We start from the raw sequence: 18,777 nt of genomic DNA, 5'->3' as shown, positions 1-18,777 counted from the left end.
CATCCCCTCCACTTTGCAGTAAGCTGATAAACTATGCGCTTATCGAATTAATATGGCAACTATTAACGACAATTATTTGAAGCTGAAAGCAGGTTACTTATTTCCCGAAATTGCGCGGAGAGTCAATGCTTTTGCTGAAGCTAACCCCAATGCTAAAATCATCAAGTTGGGAATTGGTGATGTTACCGAACCATTACCGGAAGCTTGTCGCAGTGCGATGATAGAAGCTACCAAGGAAATGGGCAACCGAGAAACATTTCATGGTTACGGTCCCGAACAAGGTTATGGTTGGTTGCGCGAAAAGATTGCCCATCATGACTTTCAAGCACGGGGATGTGAAATTGACGCTGACGAAATCTTTATTTCTGATGGTTCCAAATGCGATACGGGTAATATTCTCGAAATATTTGGTAAAAATAATACTATCGCCGTTACCGACCCTGTTTATCCTGTTTATGTTGACACTAACGTCATGGCAGGTAATACAGGGGATGTTAAGAAAAGTGGCGAATATGAAGGGCTAGTATATTTACCAGTAACTGCCGACAATAATTTTACGGCTCAAATCCCTTCACAAAAAGTTGATTTAATCTACCTTTGCTTTCCTAACAATCCCACGGGAGCCACAGCTAGCAAAGAAAATTTGCAAGCTTGGGTAGATTACGCCAAAGCCAATAACTCAATCATCTTCTTCGATGCAGCTTATGAAGCCTACATCACCGATTCTGAGCTTCCCCACTCAATTTACGAAATCGAAGGAGCCAGAGATTGCGCGATCGAATTCCGTTCCTTCTCCAAAAATGCAGGTTTTACCGGAACCCGTTGCGCCTTAACAGTAGTACCCAAAACACTTACCGCAAAAGCTGCCGATGGTTCCGATGTAGAGTTGTGGAAACTGTGGAATCGTCGTCAATCAACCAAATTTAACGGCGTATCTTATATAGTACAACGCGGTGCAGAAGCGGTTTATTCCAAAGAAGGGCAAGAGCAAATTAAACAACTCGTCAGCTTCTACTTAGAAAACGCCAAAATCATCCGCGAGAAACTCACCGCCGCCGGATTGCAGGTTTACGGAGGAGTCAACGCACCTTATGTTTGGGTAAAAACACCGAACGAATTAAGCAGTTGGGATTTCTTCGATAAATTAGTCAATACTTGCAATGTCGTAGGTACACCCGGTTCCGGTTTTGGTGCTGCCGGTGAAGGATACTTCCGTATTTCAGCTTTTAATAGTAGAGAAAATGTTGAAGAAGCAATGAAGCGGATTACCGATAAATTTAAAGTTTAGATTTTAAACTTTGTGAAAATCATAGTCAGGCATCTTGCTTGACTGTGACCCACTCCCATTGATGATTCGCACTATAAGGGTGATAATTGTTCATTGTTCATTGATAATTGATTAAAAATGTCTATTTCAAAAACTGAAGCAAAACAACTTTTAGAACGGATGATTTTTGAAGAGACTCATCCTAAAGATTGGGTAGAGGATGTTTGGGGGTTAAGCCCATTCTTAGGAGATAGCGCTGCCAAATTATTTGAGGTTTTTGAAGCATTAATTGAATGTTGCCCCGAAGCACAATTAGAAAATTTATTACAAGGTTATTATCAACAAAATTTTATGAATGATGAATTGCACTCAAAAGGCGAAAACTGATAAGTACGTGAGCGTAATTAAACGTAAGTGTATTTTGTCAAGAAAAATGCTGGCAGCAAGCTAAGCTCCGACAGGGTGATGTTTGATGTTTTATTGGAAATTGAAACTAAAAATGCGCGTTTTAGAGTTGCAGGCTTTTGCTATACTAAGACGTTAATAAAATAGTGGATTAAATAGTCCAAGTAACCCTTTAACTCATCAATTGCTTTGTCGGAAACGACATTGGAAATTTGCCAATCGCGGATATATTTACTTCTAATTAACTCAAATGCTTTCAAATATATCTCAATTGGTGGTTCGTAATGGGTAACTACTCCTTTGTAAACTAAGCGGGGTTCGATTTCGTTTTCCATACAGCTACCAATAAGTTTGAGATATTTGCTGATGTTACGACTAAATTCTTCTAGATGAGGATGCTTTTGAGTTAATAATTCACAAGCCACTATTTGCGCTATTTCTATTCGATTCGCTAATAGCCATCTTCCTCCTTCTATACATCCAGCCCTTTGCGATTGCAATTCTGGAAGCGATGCGGTTAATTGTTTTTCCAGATATTCTAATGAGTAACGAAGCTTGTCAAGTCTATCTTGAACTTCTTTAAGATTTACAATTCCTATATGAGATAACTTTTTATCTTCTAATTCCTTAATTAACACTTCTATAGTTGGTTTGATAATTTTAGTAATAAAATCTTTCTGCTGTTGAATTACCTCCGAAACTCGATCGCGTAGTTCGTAGTTGACGATTTTTTCTAGACGAGTGTTTGTACTTTGTTCTAAAACGTCAAGCTGCCGTTGCAAAGAGCCAATCATCTTCTCTTGAGATAATTCAGTTTGTGACGAAGTTTTATATAGTTTTCTTTCTAAATCTTCTACTCTTCTTTGCATTCTTTGAAACAAAGATGCATTCACCCAAGGGCTGAAAATAAACCCTGCAAATCCATGCAAGGTTTTTCCCATTTTTCCTATAACTCCTGTATTATTCAACTTTTGAGCCATCCGGTTTATCCTTAAAATTTCACGTCAATTACAAGCTTTTGAATTTTATCTGTGGAGTTTGCCGTTATCTTAGGAGTTGCTGACACCCGTTAAAAAATATACTTACCGGATCTTTTTTGACAGCCAACAGTTACCGCAACCAATAACCCGATTTACTCTACCGATGGAATCTTACAATTGGTTTATGGTATTGCTAATCGCGTAAATTTTATTGTATTTACGGGAAATTATGCCGAGAGTAGATATAAAGCGTAATCATACGGTTACTGAGTCAAAATTGCTTACGTTCCTATGGTCTATTCTAACAATTTAAACGCGATCAAATATTCAACTATACGCAATTTTCGCTATATACTTCACCATAAAATCACATTTTCTTCCTTCACAAAAAATTTACTTATCCCAAAATTCTCTAAAAGCAAATAAAAACCAATACTATAGGTAGATACTTGAAAGCGCTATTAATGATAAGAGATGAAAATTGAATGAAATTAATCTCAAATTCATAAAGATTATTCAAAATTTACTAAGATTTTGTAAAACTATAAGTACGCAAAACCGTACTGAAGTATTAGCGTTCTCTACCCAAGAATTTTAGTCATAGTAGATACAATCAAGGTATGGGTTAAGTAATGCTGCTCCGCCAGAAGAACAATTATTAAGATGCAGCATACTTTAGGAGAAAAATATAAATATGGACAATCAATTAAAAACAGCTGCTTTACTAGCTGCACTGAGCGGACTTCTGATAGCTATTAGTTATTGGATAATTGGCGGTAGCGCAGGCTTAATTATAGGTATCGGTATAGCAGCAGTTACTAATCTTGTATCTTGGTACCAATCGGATAAAATCGCTTTGGCAGCTTATCGAGCGCAGCCAGTTTTGCCAAGCGATGCGCCGGGACTCTATCGTATGGTAGAAAGACTATCTACTAAAGCAAATATTCCCACGCCAAGGGTATATATAGTTCCGGGTTCTAATGCCAACGCTTTTGCTACCGGCAGAGATCCAGAAAACGCTGCCGTCGCAGTTACTGAAGGGATTTTAGATATTCTCTCAGAGGAAGAACTTGAAGCCGTACTTGCTCACGAATTGACTCACATCATCAACCGCGACACTCTTACCCAAGCCGTTAGTGCTACCATCGCCGGTGCAATTTCCTTTTTGGCACAAATGGTAAGTTATAGTTTATGGTTTGGCGGAAATTCGCGGGATGGAAATAGAGGTGCAAATCCTTTGGGAATGTTATTAACAGTAACTTTAGCTCCTTTAGCTGCAAGCGTGATTCAGTTGGCAATCTCCCGCACGCGAGAATTTTCCGCCGATGCAGGCTCGGCTAAATTAACGGGTAATCCTCGCGCTTTAGCTCAAGCTTTGCAGCGGTTAGATGCCACAGCTCGACAAATGCCAATGCAGGCAAATCCAGCTTTCGAGCCTTTATTAATTATCAATCCCCTAAGCGGCGAATTTTTGGGTAATTTATTTAGAACCCATCCCAGCACCGAAGCCAGGATTGAAGCATTACTAAAGATAGAACAACAGTTACCGACAAAAGTCTAAATATGAACAGTGAAGATTAATTTGTAATCAATTGGTAATCGTAAATTATTAGAATCTATATAGAACCTTAAAAATTGTATTTCGGTTCTAATTCATGTATTCTTAAGCCCATGAAACTGCTAAATTTCAGTCTTCACTTTCATAATTCATAATTCATTAATCCTTAACTATATCTAAAATCATGACAGATAACAATCCAGAACCAAAAGTAATAGTAGAAATCAGTCCTCAAACCACCGAAATGGTAGAAAGCCAAATGGCTGGGGAAAGCCAAGATGTGAAAGATGAAACTGCTGCCTTAATTGAAGCCCTGAAAAGACGCGCTCAAGTAGAAGCACAATCTGCCGGTACTCTTACCCGCGAAACCTACTTAAGTGCAGTACGTCAAGCCCGAGAAACAATCGAACAAAACCAGCTGATTGAACGCGCTCGGATCGAAAATGCTTTCGAGATGGTGCAAAATGAAGCAACCAAAAACTTTGAATCGATTCTCGCAGAAGTAACTGAACTTGGCGATCGCCTACAAGCCGCAGCCCAAGCAGCTTGGGACGTACTAACAGCACCCCGTCACTAATGAAGGTAGAGCAATAGAAGAATTTGGAGGCGTTGCAATGGTGCAGCGTCTTTATTATTTTGGCTAATTGGTAATTGGGCATTGGGCATTGGGAAAGAGGGGGTAGATTTTTTTGTAATTCCTAACTCCTAACTCCTAACTATTCCTGATGCCCATTCCTAACAACTAACAACTAACCACTAACAACTAACCACCTTCCTCATATAATATTAAAGTTTTCACTCAAAGTTGAAAATCCCTGCTCGACTACTAAGAAGTAATAATTATGCGAACTTACTATTGCGGCGAAATCCGTTCATCTAGTATCGGAGAAACTGTGACATTATATGGATGGGTTGACCGTCGCCGCGATCATGGTGGTGTGATATTCTTAGACTTGCGCGATCGCACTGGCATTGTCCAAATTGTTAGCGATCCACAACGTACTCCTGATTCTTACGAACAAGCTAACACCTTACGTTCGGAGTATGTTGTTAAAGTCACTGGTAGAGTGTGCCAACGCCCGGATGATTCTCTCAATCCTCGCTTACCTACTGGTGAAATTGAAATTTACATTGATAATATTGAACTGCTAAATGCAGTGCGATCGCAGTTACCTTTCCAAGTTTCTACTGCCGACACCGAACCCGTGCGGGAAGATTTACGGTTAAAATATCGCTATTTGGATTTGCGTCGGGAACGCATGGCGCGTAATCTACAGTTACGCCATCAAGTTGTTAAAGCTATTCGCCGCTACCTGGAAGACGAAGAAAGGTTTATCGAAATTGAAACTCCCATACTAACTCGTTCGACTCCGGAAGGGGCACGGGATTTTCTTTTGCCAAGTCGCGTTAATGCTGGTGATTGGTTCGCTTTACCCCAGTCGCCGCAATTATTCAAACAAATTCTTATGGTATCGGGTACCGATCGATATTATCAAATTGCCCGCTGCTTCCGCGATGAAGATTTACGCGCTGATAGACAACCGGAATTTACTCAGCTAGATATGGAAATGAGTTTCATGTCAGTTGAGGAAATTATCGCACTCAATGAAAAGTTGGTCGCTCATATTTTCAAGACTGTTAAAAACATCGATTTACCACCTGCTTTTCCTCGTCTCACCTATGCCGAAGCAATGGAACGCTATGGTAGCGATAAACCCGATACACGCTACGGTTTGGAACTAGTTAATGTCTCGCATTTACTCAAAGACAGCGGTTTCAAAGTATTCCGCGATGCTGTTGCTAAAGGCGGAATTATCAAAATTCTTCCCATCCCTGGCGGCGATGTAATTTCTAATGTCCGTATCAAACCGGGTGGCGATATGTTTAAAGAAGCTAGCGAAGCCGGTGCTAAAGGTTTAGCTTACATTCGCGTCAAAGAAAACGGTGAAATTGATACCATAGGTGCAATCAAAGATAATTTGAGCGACGAACAAAAACAAGAAATTTTGCAGCGCACCAACGCAAAACCCGGACATTTATTACTTTTCGCTGCTGCTGACTCTAATACTGTTAATAAAACCTTAGATAGACTGCGCCAGTTTGTAGCCAAGGAATTTAAGTTAATCGAACCCGATAAAATCAACTTACTTTGGATTACAGATTTCCCGATGTTTGAATGGAATGCCGATCAAAAACGCTTGGAAGCACTACACCACCCATTCACTGCCCCCCATCCTGACGATTTAGAAGACTTAAAAACCGCTCGCGCTCAAGCTTACGATTTGGTATTTAATGGCTTTGAAATTGGCGGTGGTAGCTTGCGGATTTATCAACGAGAAGTTCAAGAACAAGTATTTGACACAATTGGCTTATCAGTTGATGAAGCATACAACAAATTCGGCTTTCTTTTAGAAGCTTTTGAATACGGTACTCCTCCCCACGGTGGTATAGCTTACGGTTTGGATAGATTAGTTATGTTGTTGGCTGGCGAAGAATCAATTCGAGATGTGATTGCTTTTCCCAAAACTCAGCAAGCAAGCTGCCTGTTAACTGATGCTCCTTCAGCTGTAGATGCTTCTCAATTGAAAGAGTTGCACGTTGCTTCTACATTCAAACCCAAATCCAAATAATATTTGAGGATATGGCGATTATTGGCGTTGCTGATTTGATATATGTTAGTGTAGCGTGACCGCAAGGTCATAGCGAAGTTGGATAACTTAAACGTAAACGCTTGTAGAGACGCTCATAGTAGGGTGTTGACTTTGATAAGATTTTCGCGCTTAAAGTTCATACAACTTTTATGCCACACCAGTTCCCGCCCTCACCCCGCCCTAAAGGGCACCCCTCTCCAGGAGAAGGGCAGAGGGGAGGGGGAGAGGGCTTCCGCATGAACACCAACGCACTTTTTGCATGAATTTTTATCTTTTAAAAAGGTACAGAGTCAACACCATAGGCTCATAGTATCGCGTCTTTACATTCAAATTTATATCCGGATATGGCTAACGGCACGTTACGCTAACAGCAACGCCAATTAATTTTTATTATTACCTTCAACACACTCCTACTCGGTAATTGCCAAGCCGAAAATAAAGTAATTATAAGTATTTAACCAAATATGCATATATACAAATAAGTAACTAGCTATTAAATTGATGATTGTGGGATCTGGCAAACAAGAACAAACATCCTACACTGTACAAAAAGCTATTTCTGTATCCCAAACATCTAATTTTAATATTGTTATTTACAGCACCCTTACTAATAAGAGTAACTTTTCTATTCGTAAATTATATATTTACTATAATCTTTAATTGTCAATCCATTGTATGGAATTAGCCGTAAATGATTTTGATTATTTATTGATTATTTAAAAATGCGAGAACATAAACATCGTTGGCAATGCCAAAAAAGCAATCTTAATAAGATAAGTAGGATAAATGGTCAAATACGTAGCAATATTGCTCGAAAAGCATCCAAGACTTAATTATAAAACCTGACAATTACTACTTTATATAGACATAAATTTATCTGAAATAATGGTCACAATATTTCTATAGTAGATTTTATTATTAAAAACAAAATCGGAAAATATATTTGAAACAAATTATCAAGATACTGTATAATTACTGAGAAGAATATAAAGACTATTCTCAACATGAAAAACCCTATATGTCTTACAAGCCTCTTCCAAGGTTTGGTATGTATTGAAATGAATCTTTATGAACTCAGTATCAAGATATTGTAAAGTCAATATCAAGATATTGTGAAGTATGAAGCGAAGGTATTGTTACACGGTCGCAAGCATTGTTAAATTTCGATATGTCAAATACAATACACAGGAGGAATAATTATTTAAGGACTGTTAAAGTTCGGTTAACCTCGATCGGAGAAAAACCCCTTTTCTTGATTAAATTTAGAGAGCTTTAATGGAATTTAAACTTACCGATCGTTTCACTTCGCTTTAAATCAAAATTATGCATTTAAAATGATGTACAAAGTCTGAATCATTGTATGTCTGCATTCTTATTGAAAAATTGGATGCGAAATTATCCGGTTAGTGTATTTTTGGTGTTCTTAATTACATTTTAAGACAATTAATGTACGTTTTACATTGTGGAGTAGGGCTTTGACGGTCTAATTGATCTCAGCCCCTCTGAAACTGCCTTATGTTGGTGCTGTAAGTTGATTATTACAGCGGTAACGAGGGTAGAATTTTGAATCAATATGTGTAGTTGTGAAATCCGCGTCTAACATATTTACGATCTCGAATGAAGACGGCACTAAAGATTATTATTAATTAGCGTTGCAAGAAGACATAATTCGGTTTTTTTAGTTTTTCAGTTCTAAAGTATGCTAAAGATTGCTAAACATTGAACAAAAATTATTGGAACGCTTATCATGCAAGGAGTTAATGCATTTTTATTTCTAATATTCTTTATTCATAACTTCTTTGTCTTTTGTTCCCTATTGCCTGTTAAGAGTTTCCTTTTTTTAGATGTTTAATTAGCATGGCAAGTACCGATGAACCGTTTTTTTTGACTTATGTTTTGACTTAAAAGCATTGCAAAATGGATAATTTATATTTCAAATCTTGAATGTAAATCATTTGCTTGCAAAAAAATATACAAGTACTGTATGATTGCTGTAAATAAATTCTGTTTGAATTAGTAAAAAAGCACCAAAAAGGTTAAATTGGTACGTACAAAAATTAGGACGGGAAGCTTATGCCTTATGACTAATGTAAAGTATAGATTACCACTTTTTGAATACAAATTCAATTGCATTTATCTTACTGTTAATCAAATTGAGATACTTGATTAATTTTAAGATCGAGAAAAAACTTGGGAAAAAGAAGGTTGAATATTATCTTCTGTAGGTCGTATAAATTATAAAATTGCGTGCATCTGGTTTCCGTCTGAGTAAAAAGTTAAGTTAGGCATAGTCCTTAACTTAAGTATAAGAAGCGTACCGAGTTAAAATTTTATTCCGGTGCAGTTTCTTTAAAGGCGTATAGTTATCGGATGAAAGTGTGTGTATGAAAGATTTTAAATTGCTTAAAAGATGCGATCGCAATCGAAAGCGTTCTCAGAGAAGGGCTATATATTGTCCGGTTCATGGATGCTATTTACACAGCGTCAGCCAAAAATATAGATTGTTTGCTTCCCATCCCGGACAACTTCAACAAAAAGGAATAGGACGACAGAATGCCAAAATATTGATCGCAAGTCAAACCGCAGTACTTTTAGAAGATGAATGGTTAGAAGCATTTTGGTGCGATGAATGCCAGCAAACAAAATGGTATCGTGTCGAAAAGCTGAATAAAAATTCGGACAAAAATGCTGGACGTAGCTTATATTCAATTTCTTTAGCACCACCTCAATTATGGGAACAAGCTGTAGGAGTAGACGAAACTAGAGGTAATCCTAGTGTTAGCGAATTTACTCGCAGACATTCACGAATGGTGAGCTATAAAAACCTCTAAAAGTAGTAGTCCGGAATTCATTTTCATAAGTTTGAAGGAACCGTTCAAGAGTTAAACAAGACAAATATTTTTCATTAGGGTTTAACTTCCTTAACTAATTTGATATATGCTAGCTTCATTCAACTTCTTGAATTCTAGGAACAACAGATTAATATAATCTGAAAAAAGTTAAATAGGGCATAAGGCATAAGAGGTGTTACTTTGAACAGGAATCCGTTTGTAAAATTTAAAAACGGGAAAATAGTAAGCGTTGAACAACCAACAACAGCTTCTTTTAACCAAACCCCATCCCGTACAAAGAAAAGGCAAGTAGCGCCCAAAGTATCTGGAGTATTTTATATACTTACCTTAGTATTAGTTAATGCGGGTATTTGGAGTGGTGCTTTAATGTATTTAGCTACAGCCAAATCAAAATACGTCAGTGAATGGGCAGTTAACATTCCTGGTTCGGGTTCAACCTCTAATATCAACCTTCCTAATATTGGACAAGCAACATCCCAAAACTATTCAGCTTATGCCGGAGCAAATTACGATCCTAGAGAAAACTATAAGGCGATCGCCAGTAGCGACCAAGTATTAAAAGCAGCCGCTAGAATCGTGGGTATGCCAGCACAAGAATTCGGCAAGCCTAGAATTAAGATAGTTGACAATACATCTTTAATGACGTTTGAATTTCAAGGTTCCAATCCCCAAACAGCGAGAAGAAAATCTATAGCTTTACAAAATACATTTGAAGCGAAATTAGAGCAGTTAAGAACCGAAGAAATAGCTCAGCAAAAAGCACGCTTAGAAAATGGGATGGAAGAGTCGCGGCAAAAGTTAAAAACTGCTCAGAGACGGCTGAGTAATTTCAAAGCTGATTCTGGTTTAAATTCCGAAGAACAACTTAAAAGTTTGGCCGTTAACATAGAAGAGTTACGCAGACAGCGTAGCGAACTAGCAGCCCAACAGCAACAGTCAATCGCTCAGGTTTCGGAATTATCGGATAATCTCAGTCTGTCTTCGAGTCAAGCCTCAGATGCTTTTGTTCTACAAGCCGATCCACTTTTTCAGAATTATTTGAAAAATTATAGCGATGCCAATAGCGATTTAATCAAAGCAACCGCTAAATTAACCCAGGATCATCCAACTGTCATTAACCTTCAAACAGAACAGCAAGCAGCCCAAACTGCTCTGTTAAAAAGAGCGCAAACTCTGTTGAATCGTCCAATAAGTATGGCGTTAGTTACTAGACTCAACTTTAGTAATAATGAATCGTCTGGTTCTAAACGCGCGATTTTATCAGAACAATTGGTGACAACAAACGTAGCCAAGCAAGGAATAAAAGCTCAAGTAAATTCTTTAGATACACAAATTCCTCAGCTAGAAGAGAGGTTGAAAAAATTATCGCAGCAGCAGTTTGTGATGGAGGATATAAGACGAGACGTACAGGTTGCCGAAGCAGTATTTTCATCAACTATTGCAAGATTAGACTTGGCAAAAACTAGCGTTTCTTCTTCTTATCCGCAAATTCAGATTCTTGCCACACCAAGTTTACCAGATGAGGCATCTGCACCGAAAAAGAATTTGCTTTTGTTAGGTGCAACATTAGGCTCTTTACTGTTTAGTAGTGGAGTTATTGGACTATGGAGAGCTAAATTACAACAGCAAAAACAAGAAAAACACCTTCGAGAATATACAGAATATCCGGAATTTGTAGAAGATTATTATTAGATCGTGAAACCCCAAAACTTGGAAGAAAGTATAATTTGGTACGTAATAATCGGCACCTATGGTATCTACGCATTAGGTCTGCTGTTTCCCGTTTATTCAGGATTAGCATGGGTATTAGGTGGGTATTTAGTTTTTAAAGTTTTGCTGCAAACTGAAAAAACTCCACCTGAAGAAAAGATTCGCATTCCGTGGATAACATGGCTGTGGGGAGTCTATTCGCTAATTACTTTATTAGCAACTTACGCCGGTATAACAGATTTTAATTTAGGAAGAACTGCTATTTTAAGAGCTATTTTAGGCTGGTTAACGAGTACGGCAATCATACCTTTGTTTCTGCTCGGCGGCTGTTTAAATATCAGACCAAAATTGATTTACCGAGCGATATGTATATTATGCTTGCAAAGTTTAATCGCAATTCCGATTGCTTATGCAGCCTACGCAGCAAATTTACCAGAGATTCTTTATACTTCTCCCATCGAAAGATTGATTCAAAACGGACCAATTTTTCATAACGTCGGATTTTACACGTCAGACTATGGCGTTGATAACGTCCGTTTATTTTTATTTACTCCTTGGTGTCCTGCTTTAGGTTTAGTTAGCAATGTGTACTTTTTTATGGTGCTGCAAGAGTCGAATAAAAAGTGGAGATACATTGGTATAGTTGGCGCGATCGCGATGAATATTGTATCTCTTTCACGAGCCGCTCTTGTTTGTCTACCACTAGTATTAATTATTATTTGGGGCTTAAAAAACTTTGCTCGCCCTAAAGTACAAATAACAGCCGGAATAGTTAGTTTTATTGCCGGAATTTTTAGTACTCAACTGTCAAATGCTGCTACAGAATTTGTTGATACATTCTACAGTTCCAGAGCAGATTCTTCAAGGGTTCGTGCTGCTTTACAAAGAGTGGGAATGGAAGCTTGGAAAGAAGCTCCTATTTGGGGTCACGGAACACAAAAACCAGGACCGCCAGTTTTAGCAAATTTACCCATTGGTTCTCACCATACTTGGGTTGGGCTGTTGTATACCAAGGGATTAGTAGGCTTCATGGCTTTATTAGTTCCTGTATTATGGAGTTTGATTGAATTATTAATTAAAGCTCGTCATAGTAAACTTGCCGAAACATCTTTGAGCATTTTGCTAGTATTACTCGTATTTTCTCTTGGAGAACAAATAGATATTTTAGGCTATATTATTTGGCCTGGTTTAATAATTATGGGAATCGCTTTTAAAGATTCAAAAATTAAGCAAAAGTTTAAAAACCCTATTTTAGCTTAGTATTACTTTCTATGTTTAACCTCACCCTGTGCTGACGGACATCCCTCTCCTTAACAAAGAGAGGGAACGAGGGTGAGGTTTCAAATGTATTTGACTCAAGCGAAAACCGCTATATTTTTTATTAGGTCATTTTTGAAAATTATGGGTGATACCTAATAATTAAAAATCATTTCATTAAAGTAGGACTTACGCAGCAATAACGAAAATAGAGTGTTTCAAACATTTCCGATCCCCCCAACCCCCCTTAAAAAGGGGGGCTCTATTAAGTCCTATAAAGAAATAAAAACTAATGCTATCATTTCGTTCTACCAATATTAAATAGATGATAATTGAAAAAATTAAGCAACAGTTATCAAACCAATTCATCCGCAATATTGGTTGGCTTGGGGCTGCCGAATTAGTAAATCGTGTATTCCGTTTGGGAGCAACAGTAGTACTAGCCCGCGCTCTGAGTCCCCAAGATTACGGATTAGCAGCAGTTGTTCTAACTATAAATGAATTTACGACGGTTTTTACCCTCAGAGCCGGAATTGGCGGCAAAATTGTACAAGCTGATGAGGAAGATGTAGAAGTCTTTTGCAATACAGCCTACTGGTTAAATTGGATTTTATGCATTTCACTATTTCTAATTCAATGCATTGCGGCTTTTCCTATTGCATGGTTTTATAACGAAGAAAAACTAATATTACCACTTTGCGTATACAGTTTAGTCTACTTAATGTTGCCGTTTTTCGCCGTTCATAATGCATTAATAGATAGAGCTAATAGACTAAAAATTACGGCAATCAGTACGGCAATTCAATCAATGCTGAATAACATTCTGATTCCAGCATTTGCGCTTGCAGGAATGGGTATGTGGGCTTTAGTATTGCCCGGACTTTTTACAACTCCAGTATGGATAGTAGTTACTCATATCAACGTATCTTGGCGACCAAAAATGTCTTTTAGTCTGAAAAGATGGAAAGAAATAGTTGATTTTGGTAAAGACGTACTTGGTTATGAATTGTTAGAGAAACTTAGAGCAAATATTGACTATTTATTAGTAGGAAGAGTTTTAGGGGTTGAAGCTTTAGGAATTTATTTTTTTGCTTTTAATGCTGGTTTAGGTATCAGTTTAAACGTCACAAATATCATGGTTTGGCCACTTTATCCACATCTTTGTGCGGCGAGACATAACTTCGGTGAATTTAAGCAAAAATATTTTCACAGTCTGAAAACAATCGGCTTGGTGATAATTCCTTTAGTTATTCTTCAGTCAAGTTTAGCTCCGTTTTACGTACCGATTATTTTTGGTGAAAAGTGGAGAATGGCAGTGCCCATCTTGGTAATAATTTGTCTTTCTGCCATACCCCGTCCATTCGGTACAGCAGCGGCTTTATTACTGCAATCGTTAGATAAAGCTTGGATTAATTTGCGCTGGAGCGTACTATTTACCGCAATCTTTGTTACCTCATTATTAATTGGTATGAATTGGGGAATTTATGGAGTCGCAGTATCCGTATTAATTTCTCACGCTTTAGCAATGCCAATGTTTACCGTTTGGGCAACAAAATTTGTATTCGCCAAAGATTCGGTAGCATTTAAGCAATCGAAACCCAAAATCAAGTCTTCTAAACGTTAAATTTTCCCAATTGCCAACAATATTCTTAATTAAAAATCATGAGTGCTGCATTTACAGTAGTTATGCCAGCTTACAACGCTGCTGCATATCTATCACAGACAATTGAATCGGTTTTAAGTCAAACTTTTACTAATTTTGAACTCATAATTATTGATGATGGTTCTACAGATGATACTGCTGCAATTGCCGATAAATACAACAAAATAGACGAAAGAGTAAAAGTTTTAGTTCAATGTAATCAAGGAGTATCGGCAACTCGTAATCAAGGAATTAATCTTTCTCAATCCAAATACATTGCTTTTATTGATGCAGATGATAAATGGTTCCCTAAAAACTTAAAATTCCATTTGGAGCATTTGGAAAAAAATCCCGATTTAGGCGTTAGCTATGCAAAAGTAGAATTTTTAAATCCTGATGGAAGTCATACCGGAAAAATCGCTAGAGGGCGTTTAACCAAACTACAACCCCAGCATTTTTTGTACGAAAATCCCACCATGACAGTATCAAATATCGTGGTTCGTCGGCAAGTTTTTGAGGATATCGGCTGCTTCGATTGCACCATGAGCTATTCAGAAGATATGGATTTTCTGTTTCGGGTTGTCTGTAGCCATTGGAAAATTGAAGGAATCGAACAAGTACTTATTGGGTATAGAACAACACAAGGAGGTCTATCATCACAACTGTACAAAATGGAAGAGGGCTGGGAAACTTTGATGGATAAAGCTAGAGCAAATGCACCCGAATTAGTCGATCAACATTATTGTAGAGCTAGAAGCAATCATCTACGCTACTTAGCACGTAGAGCTTTCCGCCTGCGTCTTTCGCCAAAAGTTGGAGTTGATTTTTTAAATCGGGCATTAAATTCAGATTGGCGACTGGTAATAAGAGAGCCAGGGACAACGTTGGTGACAATCCTAGCAGTTTACGGCGCTCAGATTTTGAATTATGTAAACTTACGTAAATTTTCTCAAGTTGTGTAAAGATTAGATAAAAATTTTATGTATTTAACAGATGTTTGCTAATTTACAGGATTTATGAAGTATTCTTTTTGACAGGAAGCATCTTGGAGAAAACAAAATAATATGACAATATGTTATTTGATTCAGACTTATAAGAATCCAGAGCAAATATACAGACTTGTTAAATTAATTAAGAATACAAGTTCTAATTCATTTATAGTTGTAAGTCATAACTTTAATAGTTGTAATTTGAATATCAGCTTATTCCAAAAGCTTGAGAATGTTGAAGTAATTCCTAATAATGGGGTAATGATGGGTAGCTTCGGCATCATTCAAGGTTTTTTTGATGCTATTGGTTGGTTATTTAATCAAAATATTCATTTTGACTGGCTAATTAATCTGACAGGTCAAGATTACCCTACCCAACCTCTTGACAAAGTTGAAAAATTTTTATCTAGTACAGATTATGACGGTTTTGTAGAGTATTATGATGTATATTCAAAGCAGAGTCCCTGGAGTAGAAAAGTAGTAAATACTAGATATTTATACAGCTATAAACATTTTAAAGAATACTTATCGCCTCGGCAAAAGTATATGTTAAGACCGATTAAACATATAGTTAACAATTGCCAACCTTTTGTTCGATTAGATTATTCTTATGGATTGATAGTTGGAATGAAAAACTTTAATCGTTTATTTAATAAACATTTCAGTTGTTATGGAGGATCTTTTTTTACTACACTATCTCGAAACTGTGCGACATATCTATATAACTTTGTTAGCGAAAATACCCAAGTATTAGATTATTACAAAAAGACTTTCATTCCTGAAGAATCTTTAATACAAACAGTGCTGGTGAATAGTAAAAAATTCAACTTATGTAATACTAATTTTCGTTATACTGACTTTGCTGATAGTCGTCACGGACATCCACGCATACTAACTAGTAAAGATTTTCTGGCTTTAACTCAGGATAATTTTCATTTTGCTCGCAAGTTTGATATGAATGTAGATAGTACAGTTTTAGATCAACTTGATCGTAGAATATTAACAAATAGAGACATAGATATAAAGATAGATATTCCTTCTAATCAATGTCTCGCTAACCAACAAAGTTATATGGAATCTATCAAATTATAAAATTAGGTGAAAGTTTCTCCGAGTTTACTTCAAGTTTCATCCTTCTAAATAGAAACAAATAATTCGAGCGATTGCGAGTGAAGCGTTTATCTAAAAATAAACAATTCACTCGCAATTTAGTTTTTTACTACAACCAAAAATCAATAAGTAGGTAAATTATAATGCCAAAAATATCAGTTATTGTACCAGCCTATAATTCTCAAAATACAATTTCCGAAACCATTACTTCAGTGTTACAGCAAAGTTTTTCGGATTTTGAGTTAATAGTTATTAATGATGGTTCTACCGATAGAACATTAGAGTTATTAGAAACCGTACAAGACAAAAGATTAAAAATTTATTCTTACCCAAATGGGGGTTTACCAGCAGCCCGCAATCGCGGTATCGTTCGTGCTACAGGAGAATTTTTATCTTTTATCGACGCTGATGATTTATGGACATCCGATAAATTAGAACTGCAACTTCAAGCTTTACAAAAAAATCCTCAAGCAGGAGTTGCTTACAGCTGGACGATTTGTATGGGAAATAATGGAAATTCATTTCATCCCGGTGTATCTGAAAGTTTTCAAGGTAATGTTTACCCCAATTTATTAGTCGGTAATTTTATCGCCAGTGGCTCAAACGTACTTATTCGTAAACAAGCGATTGAATCAGTAGGCTATTTTGATGAGAGTTTGAAATCTTGTGAAGACTGGGATTATTGGTTGCGATTAGCACCGAAATGGGATTTTGTAGTTGTTCCTAAACCTCAAATTATTTATCGATTATCTTCGGGGGCTATGTCAAGCAAGCTTGATGTGATGGAAAAATATCAAACTTTGGTTTTAGAAAGAGCGTTTGAATCGGCACCGTTAGAATTACAATACTTGAATAATCGAGGTTTTGCTTATATTTATTTATTTATGACACGACTTTACTTAAGTCGAGCCACTGATGAGAAAGTTGTTAAACAAGCTACTCAAAAATTATGGAAAGCTATTCGTTTTTCTCCGAAAATATTATTAAGCAAAGAGGGTCAGTTATTATTAGTGAAGCTGCTGATATTACAAATACTTACTCCAAAAATTGCTTCTAGCATTTTAAACCAAAGTCCCACTATTCGTAATGTTGCCGACCCCAGGTTACAAACTAATTGAGTTAAAGCTTAGTCAGACAGGATTTAACTTTCCTAAAATAAAAAAAATGCATTTTTATTTATGCATTTCATTAGTTATTTTAGTTGATATCGATGCAAATAAAATATTTACGCAACCAAAATTCTGCTAGTATTTGACTTGCTAGAAGTTTTTTTTGTGCAGTTACATCTACCAAACAATTATGAATCAGCAAACAATCAGCAAAAAAGTATCTGTGATTATTCCCCTGTACAATGCGGAAAAATATATTGGAAGAACCATTAAATCTGTTTTAAGTCAAACATATGACAATCTAGAAATTATTATTGTTGATGATGAATCTCCCGATAATAGCGTTAAAGTTTGCGAGCAGTTTACTGACTCCAGAATTAAGATTTTGCATCAAAAAAATCGAGGCTTACCTGGTTCGAGAAATACAGGCATCCGTCATGCTAGCGGTGAGTATATCGCATTTTTAGATGCTGATGATATTTGGTTGCCAGAAAAGTTAACAAAGCATATTGCTCATTTGGAAAGTCATCCAGATGTAGGAGTAAGTTTTAGTCGTTCTGCTTTTATCGATGAAACAGATAAACCTCTAGGTATTTATCAAATTACTAAACTTCAAGATATTACTCCTCTCGATATTCTTTGTCGTAGCCCAATTGGAAATGGTTCTGCTGCGGTGTTCAAAAAAGCTGTTTTTGAAGATATCAAGTTTCAAGATAATATTTACGGTTATGTCGAAGATTATTATTTTGACGATACTTTTGCGCTATCTGAAGATATTGAATGTTGGGTAAGAATAGCGATTAAAACCGACTGGAAATTTGCAGGAATTGCTCAACCATTAACTCTTTACCGAGTCCATTCTCAAGGTTTATCAACTAACCTCAAAATGATGCTCGATACAAGAGAAGATTTATTTGAAAAAACTTATACTTATGCTCCAGAGCAAATGGCACGTTGGTTAAAACCTGCGAGGGCTTATCATCAGAGGTATGTAGCAAGGAGAGCAATTACTGTTAATAAGGGCACTGTAGCTTTAAAATTGATCTGCTGTTCGATTGTTAATTATTGGCCCATTATTATAGAAGATTTTCAACGTACCTTTGAAACTATTGCTGCTGCTCTTTTACTTTGTGTTGTACCGAAGCCTTTATACGAGAAAATCAAATTGTTCGCTTTGAAGATAATTGGCAACTTACAACAGAAAACTATTAATAAAGATAAGTTGAGAGAAGCATCATAAACAACTA

14 protein-coding genes are annotated in these 18,777 nt (G+C 36.8%); 13 read left to right on the top strand and 1 reads right to left on the bottom strand.

The genetic code is table 11. The annotated features are described in order from the left end of the window. Positions 1 to 52: 52 nt before the first annotated feature. On the top strand, positions 53 to 1,288 hold the full coding sequence (locus tag ACM03V_RS10005; RefSeq protein ID WP_414620617.1) for an LL-diaminopimelate aminotransferase: 1,236 nt from the start codon (positions 53 to 55) through the stop codon (positions 1,286 to 1,288). Between the two features lie 117 nt (positions 1,289 to 1,405). Beyond that, positions 1,406 to 1,654: a hypothetical protein gene (locus ACM03V_RS10000; RefSeq protein ID WP_414620616.1), complete on the top strand. Its 249-nt coding sequence runs from the start codon at positions 1,406 to 1,408 to the stop codon at positions 1,652 to 1,654. A 140-nt stretch (positions 1,655 to 1,794) separates the two neighbouring features. On the opposite strand, the gene ACM03V_RS09995 is transcribed toward ACM03V_RS10000, so the two are convergent. Then, on the bottom strand, positions 1,795 to 2,652 hold the full coding sequence (locus ACM03V_RS09995) for a hypothetical protein (RefSeq protein WP_414620615.1): 858 nt from the start codon (positions 2,650 to 2,652) through the stop codon (positions 1,795 to 1,797). Positions 2,653 to 3,346: 694 nt separating this feature from the next. Between ACM03V_RS09995 and ACM03V_RS09990 the strand changes: the two genes are divergently transcribed. The 11 genes from ACM03V_RS09990 to ACM03V_RS09940 all read left to right on the top strand — a co-directional run bounded on the left by ACM03V_RS09990 (position 3,347) and on the right by ACM03V_RS09940 (position 18,770). Further along, positions 3,347 to 4,213, top strand: a complete 867-nt coding sequence (locus ACM03V_RS09990; protein ID WP_414620614.1) for a zinc metalloprotease HtpX — start codon at positions 3,347 to 3,349, stop codon at positions 4,211 to 4,213. A gap of 181 nt (positions 4,214 to 4,394) precedes the next feature. Then, a complete protein-coding gene (locus ACM03V_RS09985; protein WP_414620613.1) occupies positions 4,395 to 4,787 on the top strand; it encodes a hypothetical protein in 393 nt (130 codons plus the stop codon). A 265-nt stretch (positions 4,788 to 5,052) separates the two neighbouring features. Next, entirely contained in the window at positions 5,053 to 6,840 is a 1,788-nt protein-coding gene (gene aspS / locus ACM03V_RS09980; protein WP_414620612.1) for an aspartate--tRNA ligase, read from the top strand. 2,405 nt (positions 6,841 to 9,245) lie between these two features. Continuing rightward, entirely contained in the window at positions 9,246 to 9,692 is a 447-nt protein-coding gene (locus tag ACM03V_RS09975; RefSeq protein ID WP_414620611.1) for a hypothetical protein, read from the top strand. A 201-nt stretch (positions 9,693 to 9,893) separates the two neighbouring features. Next, positions 9,894 to 11,405 (top strand): GumC family protein, encoded by a 1,512-nt coding sequence (locus tag ACM03V_RS09970; RefSeq protein WP_414620610.1) that lies wholly within the window; start codon positions 9,894 to 9,896, stop codon positions 11,403 to 11,405. A gap of 3 nt (positions 11,406 to 11,408) precedes the next feature. Continuing rightward, entirely contained in the window at positions 11,409 to 12,683 is a 1,275-nt protein-coding gene (locus ACM03V_RS09965) for an O-antigen ligase family protein (RefSeq protein WP_414620609.1), read from the top strand. Positions 12,684 to 13,005: 322 nt separating this feature from the next. Beyond that, a complete protein-coding gene (locus ACM03V_RS09960; protein WP_414620608.1) occupies positions 13,006 to 14,304 on the top strand; it encodes a lipopolysaccharide biosynthesis protein in 1,299 nt (432 codons plus the stop codon). Positions 14,305 to 14,342: 38 nt separating this feature from the next. After that, positions 14,343 to 15,284, top strand: coding sequence for a glycosyltransferase family 2 protein (locus tag ACM03V_RS09955; RefSeq protein WP_414620607.1), 942 nt, complete (start codon positions 14,343 to 14,345; stop codon positions 15,282 to 15,284). A 102-nt stretch (positions 15,285 to 15,386) separates the two neighbouring features. Then, positions 15,387 to 16,403 carry a beta-1,6-N-acetylglucosaminyltransferase gene (locus ACM03V_RS09950; RefSeq protein ID WP_414620606.1) on the top strand — a complete coding sequence of 339 codons (1,017 nt, stop codon included), beginning with the start codon at positions 15,387 to 15,389 and terminating at the stop codon, positions 16,401 to 16,403. Positions 16,404 to 16,564: 161 nt separating this feature from the next. Then, entirely contained in the window at positions 16,565 to 17,539 is a 975-nt protein-coding gene (locus ACM03V_RS09945) for a glycosyltransferase family 2 protein (protein WP_414620605.1), read from the top strand. 181 nt (positions 17,540 to 17,720) lie between these two features. Then, complete coding sequence (locus tag ACM03V_RS09940; RefSeq protein WP_414620604.1) at positions 17,721 to 18,770, top strand: glycosyltransferase family 2 protein; 1,050 nt, start codon at positions 17,721 to 17,723, stop codon at positions 18,768 to 18,770. Positions 18,771 to 18,777 lie beyond the last annotated feature (7 nt).

The organism is Calothrix sp. CCY 0018 (assembly GCF_963920925.1).
GTDB lineage: Bacteria > Cyanobacteriota > Cyanobacteriia > Cyanobacteriales > Nostocaceae > Rivularia.
This window is presented reverse-complemented; position numbering and strand designations above follow the sequence as displayed.

Excerpts from the sequence above, each read along its gene's own strand:
- ACM03V_RS10005 (WP_414620617.1), top strand. The coding sequence starts at position 53 with ATGGCAACTATTAACGACAATTATTTGAAGCTGAAAGCAGGTTACTTA.
- ACM03V_RS10000 (WP_414620616.1), top strand. The coding sequence starts at position 1,406 with ATGTCTATTTCAAAAACTGAAGCAAAACAACTTTTAGAACGGATGATT.
- ACM03V_RS09995 (WP_414620615.1), bottom strand. The coding sequence starts at position 2,652 with ATGGCTCAAAAGTTGAATAATACAGGAGTTATAGGAAAAATGGGAAAA.
- ACM03V_RS09990 (WP_414620614.1), top strand. The coding sequence starts at position 3,347 with ATGGACAATCAATTAAAAACAGCTGCTTTACTAGCTGCACTGAGCGGA.
- ACM03V_RS09985 (WP_414620613.1), top strand. The coding sequence starts at position 4,395 with ATGACAGATAACAATCCAGAACCAAAAGTAATAGTAGAAATCAGTCCT.
- aspS (WP_414620612.1), top strand. The coding sequence starts at position 5,053 with ATGCGAACTTACTATTGCGGCGAAATCCGTTCATCTAGTATCGGAGAA.
- ACM03V_RS09975 (WP_414620611.1), top strand. The coding sequence starts at position 9,246 with ATGAAAGATTTTAAATTGCTTAAAAGATGCGATCGCAATCGAAAGCGT.
- ACM03V_RS09960 (WP_414620608.1), top strand. The coding sequence starts at position 13,006 with ATGATAATTGAAAAAATTAAGCAACAGTTATCAAACCAATTCATCCGC.
- ACM03V_RS09955 (WP_414620607.1), top strand. The coding sequence starts at position 14,343 with ATGAGTGCTGCATTTACAGTAGTTATGCCAGCTTACAACGCTGCTGCA.
- ACM03V_RS09950 (WP_414620606.1), top strand. The coding sequence starts at position 15,387 with ATGACAATATGTTATTTGATTCAGACTTATAAGAATCCAGAGCAAATA.
- ACM03V_RS09945 (WP_414620605.1), top strand. The coding sequence starts at position 16,565 with ATGCCAAAAATATCAGTTATTGTACCAGCCTATAATTCTCAAAATACA.
- ACM03V_RS09940 (WP_414620604.1), top strand. The coding sequence starts at position 17,721 with ATGAATCAGCAAACAATCAGCAAAAAAGTATCTGTGATTATTCCCCTG.